The sequence below is a fragment of the Amycolatopsis sp. M39 genome, from assembly GCF_001651785.1.
In the GTDB taxonomy this organism is placed as follows: Bacteria; Actinomycetota; Actinomycetes; order Mycobacteriales; family Pseudonocardiaceae; genus Amycolatopsis; species Amycolatopsis rubida.
The window spans coordinates 120273-129378 of record NZ_LWSF01000007.1 but is presented as its reverse complement, the minus strand read 5'-3'; the positions used below and the strand labels follow the sequence as shown (position 1 = coordinate 129378).

Annotated in this window: 9 protein-coding genes; 7 read left to right on the top strand and 2 right to left on the bottom strand. The window is 71.1% G+C overall.

Annotation, left to right across the window (positions count from 1 at the left end; all coding sequences use genetic code 11):
* The 6 genes from A4R44_RS50515 to A4R44_RS19910 all read left to right on the top strand — a co-directional run.
* Window positions 1-387: precorrin-6Y C5,15-methyltransferase (decarboxylating) subunit CbiT (locus A4R44_RS50515; protein ID WP_369805915.1), on the top strand; the 387-nt coding region annotated here is incomplete at its 5' end.
* Window positions 384-1145 (top strand): precorrin-4 C(11)-methyltransferase, encoded by a 762-nt coding sequence (gene cobM, locus A4R44_RS19930; RefSeq protein ID WP_067582686.1) that lies wholly within the window; start codon window positions 384-386, stop codon window positions 1143-1145. The genes A4R44_RS50515 and cobM, both read left to right, overlap by 4 nt.
* Complete coding sequence (locus tag A4R44_RS19925; protein ID WP_067582683.1) at window positions 1142-2152, top strand: Gfo/Idh/MocA family protein; 1011 nt, start codon at window positions 1142-1144, stop codon at window positions 2150-2152. Before cobM ends, A4R44_RS19925 begins: the two co-directional genes overlap by 4 nt.
* Window positions 2149-2877 carry a cobalt-precorrin-6A reductase gene (locus A4R44_RS19920; protein ID WP_067582997.1) on the top strand — a complete coding sequence of 243 codons (729 nt, stop codon included), beginning with the start codon at window positions 2149-2151 and terminating at the stop codon, window positions 2875-2877. The genes A4R44_RS19925 and A4R44_RS19920 overlap by 4 nt, the downstream gene beginning before the upstream one ends.
* Entirely contained in the window at window positions 2874-3518 is a 645-nt protein-coding gene (bluB, locus tag A4R44_RS19915; protein WP_067582680.1) for a 5,6-dimethylbenzimidazole synthase, read from the top strand. Before A4R44_RS19920 ends, bluB begins: the two co-directional genes overlap by 4 nt.
* A 32-nt stretch (window positions 3519-3550) precedes the next feature.
* Window positions 3551-6649: an arabinosyltransferase domain-containing protein gene (locus tag A4R44_RS19910; RefSeq protein WP_095213470.1), complete on the top strand. Its 3099-nt coding sequence runs from the start codon at window positions 3551-3553 to the stop codon at window positions 6647-6649.
* 43 nt (window positions 6650-6692) lie between these two features.
* Here the strand turns inward: A4R44_RS19910 and A4R44_RS19905 are convergent, their stop codons facing one another.
* Window positions 6693-7847, bottom strand: coding sequence for an MFS transporter (locus tag A4R44_RS19905; protein WP_093576267.1), 1155 nt, complete (start codon window positions 7845-7847; stop codon window positions 6693-6695).
* 54 nt (window positions 7848-7901) lie between these two features.
* On the opposite strand from A4R44_RS19905, the gene A4R44_RS19900 reads away from it, so the two are divergent.
* Window positions 7902-8690 carry a helix-turn-helix transcriptional regulator gene (locus tag A4R44_RS19900; protein WP_067582677.1) on the top strand — a complete coding sequence of 263 codons (789 nt, stop codon included), beginning with the start codon at window positions 7902-7904 and terminating at the stop codon, window positions 8688-8690.
* On the opposite strand, the gene A4R44_RS19895 is transcribed toward A4R44_RS19900, so the two are convergent.
* Window positions 8590-9081 (bottom strand): hypothetical protein, encoded by a 492-nt coding sequence (locus tag A4R44_RS19895; protein ID WP_157904945.1) that lies wholly within the window; start codon window positions 9079-9081, stop codon window positions 8590-8592. The two genes, A4R44_RS19900 and A4R44_RS19895, sit on opposite strands and share 101 nt — an antisense overlap.
* Between the last annotated feature and the right edge of the window lie 25 nt (window positions 9082-9106).

The following is a 9106-nucleotide window of genomic DNA, read 5'->3' as shown; positions in this document are numbered from 1 at the left end:
CGCGCGCATCCGCTGAACCGCGCCGTCGCGATCGAACGCGACCCCGCGCGCGCCGAACGCATCCAGCGCAACGCCAATACCCTTGGCGTGCCGGAACTACAGGTGGTCACCGGTCCAGCACCCGAAGCGCTCGCGGGGCTCCCCCGTCCGGACGCGATCTTCGTCGGCGGCGGCCTGACCGTGCCCGGTGTCCTCGACAGGTGTGTCGAAACCGACGCCCGGATCGTCGCGCACGGTGTCACCCTCGAAGCCGAGCAGATCCTGGCCGCCGCGTACGCCCAGCACGGCGGGGAACTGCAACGGATCTCCGTGGAGCACGCGAAACCGCTCGGCGGGTACACCGGATGGACGCCGTCCCGAGCAGTCACGCAGTGGAGCTGGAAATGACCGTTTACTTCATCGGCGCCGGACCGGGCGCGGCCGACCTGATCACCGTGCGCGGCCGCGACCTGCTCGCACGCTGCCAGGTGTGCCTGTACCCGGGCAGCATGACGCCGACCGATCTGCTCGCCTACTGTGCGCCGGACGCCGAACGCGTCGACACCGCCAACCTCAGCCTTGACGAGATCGCCGCGAAACTGATCGAGGCGCATCGAGCCGGGCACGACGTCGCGAGGCTGTGTTCGGGCGATCCGTCGCTCTACAGCGCGGTCGCCGAGCAGGTGCGGCGGCTGGAACCGGAAGGCGTGCCCTGCGAGATGGTGCCCGGGGTTCCGGCGTTCGCCGCGTCCGCCGCCGTGCTCGGCCGCGAGCTGACCGTCCCGGGAATCGGGCAGAGCCTGGTGATCACGCGCGCGCAGGCGAGGTCCACCGCGATGCCGGACGCCGAAACGCTGGAGAATTTCGCCCGCACCGGTACGACTCTCGCGCTGCACCTGGCGATCAACCACGTGGAGCGGGTCACCGAAGAACTCGCCGGGCACTACGGCGAGGACTGTCCCGCCGCCGTCGTCGCGCTGGCCAGCCAGCCCGGCGAGACGGTGGTCCGCGGCACCCTCGCCGACATCGCCGGTCAAGCGCGGGCCGCCGGAATGACCCGCGCGGCCACGATTTTCGTCGGCCGGGTCCTCGCCGCGGGCGGATTCCCGGACAGTTTCCTGTATTCGAGCACCCGGGACCGGGCGAGCCAACCGGAGTCGTTGTGACCGATCTGCGCTGGGGCCTGCTGGGCACCGGGACCATCGCCGCCGAATTCGCCGCGGGCGTCGAGCAAAGCCGTCACGGCGCGCTCGCCGCGGTGGCCTCGCGCACCGCCGAGCGGGCGCGCGATTTCGCGGCCAGGTACGAAATCCCGAAAGCGTACGGCAGCTACGAGGAACTCCTCGCCGAACCGGACGTCGACGCGGTCTACGTCGCCACTCCGCACGCGCAGCACGGGGAATGGGCGATCCGGGCCGCCGAAGCGGGCAAGCACGTGCTGTGCGAGAAACCGCTCACGCTCACCGCGCCCGACGCGGAGAAGGTCATCGATGCCGCGCGGCGCAACGACGTTTTCCTCATGGAAGCGTTCATGTACCGGCTGCATCCCCAGACGCGACGGCTGGTCGAGCTGATCGAGTCCGGCGCGATCGGCGAAGTCCGGGCTGTGGACGTCACGTTCAGCTTCGACTCCGGCGAGAACGACGCGGCCCGGCTCGGCGATCCCGCGCTCGGCGGCGGCGGAATCCTCGACGTCGGCTGCTACTGCACCTCGCTGGCCCGGCTGGTTTCGCAAGCCGCGACCGGAATTCCGGCAGTGGAGCCGACACGCGTCACCGGCATGGCACGGCTCACCGAAAGCGGCGTCGACGAGTTCGCGATGGGCCTGCTGCGCCTGCCCGGCGACATCATCGCGCAACTGTCCTGCGGTTACCTGCTCACGCAGGACGACCACATCCGGATCTACGGCACCGCCGGCCAGCTGTACGTGCCGAAGCCCGCGTGGATCCACGAACTGCGCACGCCGGGCGTTTCGACGATCGTGCTGACTCCGCCGGACGGCGAGCCCGAGGTCATCGAAATCGAAGCCACCCAAGGGGTTTACGCCCGGGAAGCGGACTACGTCGCCGCGCACGTCGCGGACCGGCAAGGACCGGAACTGGCCTGGACCGAAACGCTCGCCAACATGCGCACCCTCGACCGGTGGCGCGCGGCCGTCGGGTACGGGCGATGACTGTTTTGGTCCTGGGCGGGACCGCGGAAGCCCGCGACCTCGCCGCCCAGCTGCACGACCGCGGCGTCCCGGTGGTCTCCTCGCTGGCCGGACGCGTGACGCGGCCGCGCCTTCCGGTCGGCGAAGTGCGGATCGGCGGGTTCGGCGGCGTCGAAGGCCTTACGGCCTGGCTGCGCGAAAACAATGTCCAGGCAGTGGTCGACGCCACGCATCCGTTCGCCGAACGCATCGGCGCCAACGCTTTCCACGCCGCCCAAGCGGCGGGCATTCCCCTCCTGCGACTCGCGCGGCCCGGCTGGCAGCCGAGCGGCGACGACCGCTGGCACTGGGCCGCCGACCTCGAAGAAGCCGCCGCGCTCCTGCCCGGCCTCGGCACCCGCGTGTTCCTCACCAGCGGCCGCCAGGGCCTGGCCGCGTTCGCCGGCCTCGACCCGCTGTGGTTCCTGATCCGCTGCGTCGACCCGCCCGGCCAGCCGCTGCCGCGCCGGCACGAGGTGGTGCTCGACCGCGGCCCGTACCGCCTCGGCCGCGAACGCGCGCTGATGACCGAACACGAGATCGACGTGCTGGTCACCAAGGACAGCGGCGGTGCGATGACGGCCGCGAAGCTGACCGCCGCGCGGGAACTCGGCCTGCCGGTGGTCGTCGTGCGCCGCCCGCCCCGGCCGTCCACTACGGAAACCGCGGACCCCGCCGCCGCGGTCGAATGGGTGCTCAACCGATGAATCAACTGTTCTACGACGTCCTGCACCGCCGCCGCGACGTCCGCGCCGAGTTCACCGGCGAACCGATCGACGACGCCGTCCTCACCCGGGTGCTCGAGGCCGCGCACGCCGCGCCGAGCGTCGGGATGAGCCAGCCGTGGGACTTCGTGCTCGTCCGCGACCCCGCCACGCGCGAGGAGTTCGCCCGCCACGTGCACGAGGAGCGCGACGTGTTCGCCCGTTCCCTCGACGGCGAGCGCGCGGAGACGTTCGCCAAGATCAAGGTCGAGGGCATCCGCGAATCGAGCCTCGGCATCGTCGTCACCTACGACGAGCAGCGCGGAGCCCCGGCGGTGCTCGGGCGGCACGCGATCGCCGACGCCGGGCTGTACTCGGTCTGCCTGGCGATCCAGAACCTGTGGCTCGCCGCGACCGCGGAGGGGCTCGGCGTCGGGTGGGTGAGTTTCTACCGCGAACCCGCGCTCGCGGACCTGCTCGGCATTCCCGCCGGGATCCGGCCGGTGGCCTGGCTTTGTATAGGACCGGTAACGAATCTGGCCGAGGTTCCCGACCTGGAACGGCACGGCTGGCGCGGCCGAGCGCCACTGGCCAGCGCGTTACACCACGAGCGGTTCACCCCGCGCGACGAGGGGTCAGCGTGAACCTGCCGGAGTGACCCAATAGATTTCCTCTAATGCGTCCGATTGCCGTAGTGCTGGGGTTGCTTTCGGCGCTGTGCGCCCTGGCCTATCCCTTCCTGCCGGTAGTGCAGGACACCGCGGAAGTCGTCTGGCCCGCCGCCTCCGACACGCGTTCGGTCAACGCGCCCTTGACCGGGTACTGGGCACAGGAGCTGAAGGCCGAGCTGCCCTGCGAGACGATCCGCTCGCTCGACGCGCGCACGAACGGCCCCGCGCTGCTGTTCTCGACCGTCCCGGACGGGCGCACCGGCAAGCACGCGGCCAACGGCGTCGGCCTGCAGCTGCGCGTCGACAACGGCGTGCTGCTCGCGTCCAGCCAGGGCCAGCAGATCTCGCAGCAGCCGCTCCCGCAGACCGGCTGCTCGGTCACGCTGGACTCGGACGCGACCCAGATGACGCTCGCGGTCGGCAAGACCCCGATCTTCCACACGACCGGCGACGTCCGGCCGCGCGTGCTCGGCATCTACTCCTCGATCACCTCCGCGCGCGACCCGATCGCCGGGCTGCACGTGTCGGTCGTCCCGGACACCCGCTACCAGACCTCGCCGACCGCGCTGAAGATCGTCGTCGGCGTCCTCGCCGCGCTGTCGTTCCTCGGCTGCCTGATCGCGGTGTGGCGGATGGACTCCGGGTTCGCCCGCCGCGCGCCGCGCTGGGCCCCGGTCGGCTGGTGGCGGCTGACCGGCCGCGACGCGACGGTGTTCGGCGTGCTCGGCGCGTGGGTCTTCATCGGGCCGGTGACCTCGGACGACGGCTACATCCTCACCATGGCCCGGGTCACCGAGGCCACCGGGTACCTCACGAACTACCACCGCTGGTTCGGCGTCGCGGAAGCCCCGTTCGGCTGGTTTTATCACCTGTACGAGCTGATGACGCACGTCAGCACGGTGCCGCCGTGGATCCGGCTGCCCTCGTACCTGCTCGGCGTGATCAGCTGGCTGCTGATCAGCCGCGAGGTGATGCCGCGGCTGGGCACTCAGGTCCGCCGCAGCCGCGCCGCGGGCTGGGCCGCCGCGGCGGTGTTCCTGGTCTGGTGGATGCCCTACAACAACGGCGTCCGGCCGGAACCGGTCGCCGCGCTCGGGTCGCTGCTGGCGATCTGCGCGGTCGAACGCGCGCTGGTCACCCGCCGGTTGCTGCCGCTGTGCCTCGGTCTCACGGCGGCCGCGTTCACCCTCGCCGCCACGCCGACCGGGCTGATCGCCGTGGCCCCGTTCCTGGTCGCCGGGAAACCGCTGTTCACGCTGGTCCGGCAGCGGTCGGCGAGCGGCTGGCTGCCGATGCTCGCGCCGNTCGCGCCGATCCTCGCGTCCGGCTTCCTGGTGCTCGTGGTGATGTTCGCCGACCAGACGTTCGCGACGGTCCAGGAGGCCACCCGCATCCGCACCGCGGTCGGCCCGAACCTGTCGTGGTTCCAGGAACTCGCGCGGTACCAATTGCTGTTCGAGAGCCTTCCGGACGGCTCCGCGCCGCGCCGGTTCCCGGTGCTGCTCGTCCTGCTCTGCACGATGACCTGCCTGGTGGTGCTGCTGCGCCGCGGCCGGATTCCCGGCGCCGCGCTCGGGCCGAGCCGCCGGCTGATCGGCACCACCGCGTTGTTCTTCCTGTTGCTCGCGCTGACTCCGACGAAATGGACGCACCACTTCGGCGCGTTCGCCGCGGTCGGCGCGTCGATGGCGGCGCTCACCGCCTTGGCGACCAGCTCGACCGTGCTGCGTTCCAACCGCAACCGCGCGGCGTTCCTGGCCGTGCTGCTCGTGGTCGGCGCGCTCGCCGCGACCGGGCCGAACGCGTACTGGTTCGTCTCGCGGATCGGGGTGCCGTGGACGAACGGCGCACCCTCGGCAGGCGGCATCCCGCTGTCGACGATCCTGCTCGGGGCCGCCGCGGTCGCCGGGATCTACGCATTCGTGGAGAACGTCCGGGCGCACCGGCCAGGACCGGCGCCGCAGGAAGGCCGCAGCCGGTCGCTGCGGCTCGGTTCGCTGTCGCTGGTCGTGGTGTGCGGCCTGGTCGCGGCCGGCGAGATCTACACGATGGGCGCGGCGATCTACTTCCAGCGCGACAGCTACAGCCTCGGCGCGGCCAACATCGGGCACCTGTTCGGCAAGAGCTGCAACCTGTCCGACCACGTGATGGTCGAGCGCGACGCGGCGAAGAGCATCCTGCACCCGCAGCGCGAACAGCGGACCGTGCCGGAGAAGCCGGTGACGCAGAACCCGCCGAACCCGCTGCCGAACCCGGACCAGGACAACGGCCGGATCCAGACCGGCTTCCACACCAGCCCGGTCGACGACAAGGACCCGCTGGCCGAACCGCCGCACGGGTTCAAGCAGGACCAGGTGCCGATGTGGAGCAGCTACCTCGACACCCAGACCCGCGCCGGACGGCTGCGCAGCGACTGGTACGCGCTCACCGACCGCACCGAGAACGGCCAGATCGTGGTCGCCACCGCGAGCCAGCCCCGGCGTCCCACCTCGGTGAGCCTGGAGTACGGCGTGAACACACCGGAGGGCGTGCGGGTGCTGCGCGGCCAGTTCGCGCTCCCGCCCGGCGCGGGCACCGGCGGCTGGAACGACACCCGGATCAACCTGCGCGACCTGCCGCCGGAAACCACGTCGGTGCGGATCGTGACGGTGGACAACGACCTCACCGAGGACGGCTGGATCGCCGCGTCCGCACCGCGCGTGCCGACCTTCACCACGCTCACCGACAAGCTCGCGGGCAAATCGGTGTACATCGACTGGCCCGCGTCGTTCGTGTACCCGTGCGCCGACCCGGTCACCTCGCACGACGGCATCTCCGCGATGCCGGACTACCGCATCACCCCCGGCCAGCTCGCCGACGAGGCGAAATGGGCGTCCAGCACCAACGGCGGCCCGAACGGCTGGCTTGAGGAGATCGCGGACGAGCCCGAGGTGCCGAGCTATCTGAACGGGCAGCCCTACCAGTCGTGGGGACAGTTGCTGCAGATCGAGCCGTATACGACCGGGGTGGCGCCGACGGTGCGGCACGGCGAGAAGACCGTGTGGGGCTGGTGGTCGCCGGGGCCTGGGCCCTCGCAGCCGAACGGCAAGGACCCGACGCGCTAAGTGCCTCGTGAGTGGCGGTCCCGGGGAGAACCGGGATCGCCACTCACGAGGGCTCCCGCAGCCGCCGCGCCGCCCCCGCCGACACCGCCGGCAGCACCGCCAACGCCAGCAAGCCCCACTGCAGCCCGGCCGCGTTCGCCAGCGCCCCCACCGCGGGCGCGGCCACCCCGCCGACGCTCACCGCCAGCCCGAGCGTCACTCCGCTGGCCGTCCCCAGCCGGTTCGGCAAGTAGTCCTGCCCCAGCGTCACATGCAGCGAGAACGGCACATACAACGCCACCGCCGCAAGCGCGACCAGCGGAAACACCCCGTACCCCGGCACCAGCGCGATTCCGGCGACCGCGGGCACCGCCGCCGCGTACGAGACACGGACCGTCCGGATCCGCCCCCAGCGTCCGGCCAGCACCCCGCCGAGCAGCGTGCCCAGCGCGCCGACGCCGAACAGCACCACCAACGCCACTTCCCCGGCGAACACGCTGCCGGTTCGCTGCGTGACCCAGATGGCGAGGAAAGTGTTGAGCGAGAAGGCCACGATGGAGCGTCCGACGACCACGACGGTCAGCCAGCCGAACTGCCGCCAATCGTCGCGCCCGGTGTGTACGCGGCTTTTCGCCGTGGCGTGCAGATCGCTCATCCGCCGGAACAACGCGGCGATGACTACCCCGGCGACGAACGCGGGGAGCACCAGATACGGCGTCGCGACCAGCCCGCCCGCCTGCAGCACCGGGGTGACGACGATCGGCCCGAGCGCGAAACCGACGTTGCCGCCCAGGGAGAACCAGCTCATCCCGACGTGCCCGTCGCCGGCGATCCGGCGGGCGATCCGCGCCGACTCCGGGTGGTAGGCGGCGACGCCGAGGCCGGACAGCGCGATCGCGAGCCAGGTCAGCGCGTAGGAGTCGGCGAGCCCGGACAGTCCGATCCCGGCCCCGGCGACTGTCATCCCGGCCGGCACGAGCCATGGCATCGGCCGCCGGTCGGTCAGCACGCCGAACAGCGGCTGGACCACCGAGGACAGCAACGTCGCGGCCACCGTGATCCCGGCCGCGGCGAGGTAGCCGTAATGCCGCTCGGCGACGAGAAACGGGACGAGCGCGGCGACCGCGCCCTGGTAGAGGTCGTTGACCGCGTGGCCGATCACCATCAACGGCATCGGCCAGCGCGCGGTCCGCGGCGGAGCGGGGAGTGTTGTCGTCACTCAAGCATCGTCAGGCCTCGGACGAGCTTCGCGATTCCGTTATTATGCCGAGTTGTGTCGATTTCCAGCCACCTGCCGGCCGCGCCCACGAACATCCGCGATCTGGCCGCGACCGCGGGCATCGCCGAGCACTGGCATGACGAGCACCAGATCGTCTACGCCAGCAGCGGGGTGCTGGCCGTGCACACGGACCGGTCACGCTGGATCGCGCCCGCGCACCGGGCATTGTGGATTCCGGCGGGCACCGTGCATTCCCACCGCGCTTACGGCGTCACGCGGCTGCATCTGTTCGGCTTTCCGCAGGAACTGAGCCCGCTGTCGGTCACCGAGCCGACCGCCCTCGCGGTCACCCCGCTGCTGCGGGAACTGCTGATCGCGTACACGGAACTCGGCGGGGACCGCTCGACCCCGGCTGGCCAACGGATGCGGGCGGTGTTGTTCGACCAGCTCGCGCTGGCTCCGGAACGTCCGGTGCGGGTGCCCGCCGCGCACGATCCCCGACTGGTGGCCGTGTGCCAGTCGCTGGAGGCGGATCCGTCCGATTCGCGCAGCCTGGAAGCGCTGGGCCGCACTGTCGGCGCCAGCGCCCGGACGCTGACCCGGTTGTTCCGCGCGGACACCGGCATGACGTTTCCGCAGTGGCGCACCCAATTGCGGCTGTATCACGCCTTGCGGTTGCTGGTGGAAGGCCGGTCAGTGACGTCCGTGGCGCAGTTGTGCGGATTCGCTACCACCAGCGCGTTCATCGACGTGTTCCGGCGGTCTCTTGGGCATACGCCGGGATTTTACCTCCACAGCGGGCAATTCGACGGCGCACGACGAGACTCGCCGCGAACCGGTTGACGCCGAACGAAACGAGGATCAGGCCGGTCGCGTCGAGCAGATGCGCGCCCAGGACGCCGGCCAGCGCGAACGAGCCGACGCGGACCGCGAGAAAGACCGCCCACAGCGCGATTCCCGCCCCGGTGAGCCGATACTGCAGCCCGTCGGCCTGCCGGAACCTCGTTACGCAACCCATTGCGGCACCGGTGCCCGCCACCAGGACAAGCTCGCCGATCAGCAGCCAGTCCGCGCGCTGGAACCCGCCGTCCAGCTCGAACCCCAGCCAGCCCAGTCCCACCGCGATCAGCGCCAGCGGCATCACCAGCATCCGCCACGGTTCGGCGGAGCGCCACTGGAACTGCCGCACGATCAGGATCCCGGCCGCGACCGCGATCAGCACGTCGTCAACCATCGCCAACTCCATCACTAGTGATACT

Coding starts and splice junctions, on each gene's coding strand:
- cobM (WP_067582686.1), top strand. CDS start 384: ATGACCGTTTACTTCATCGGCGCCGGACCGGGCGCGGCCGACCTGATC.
- A4R44_RS19920 (WP_067582997.1), top strand. CDS start 2,149: ATGACTGTTTTGGTCCTGGGCGGGACCGCGGAAGCCCGCGACCTCGCC.
- bluB (WP_067582680.1), top strand. CDS start 2,874: ATGAATCAACTGTTCTACGACGTCCTGCACCGCCGCCGCGACGTCCGC.
- A4R44_RS19895 (WP_157904945.1), bottom strand. CDS start 9,081: ATGGTTGACGACGTGCTGATCGCGGTCGCGGCCGGGATCCTGATCGTG.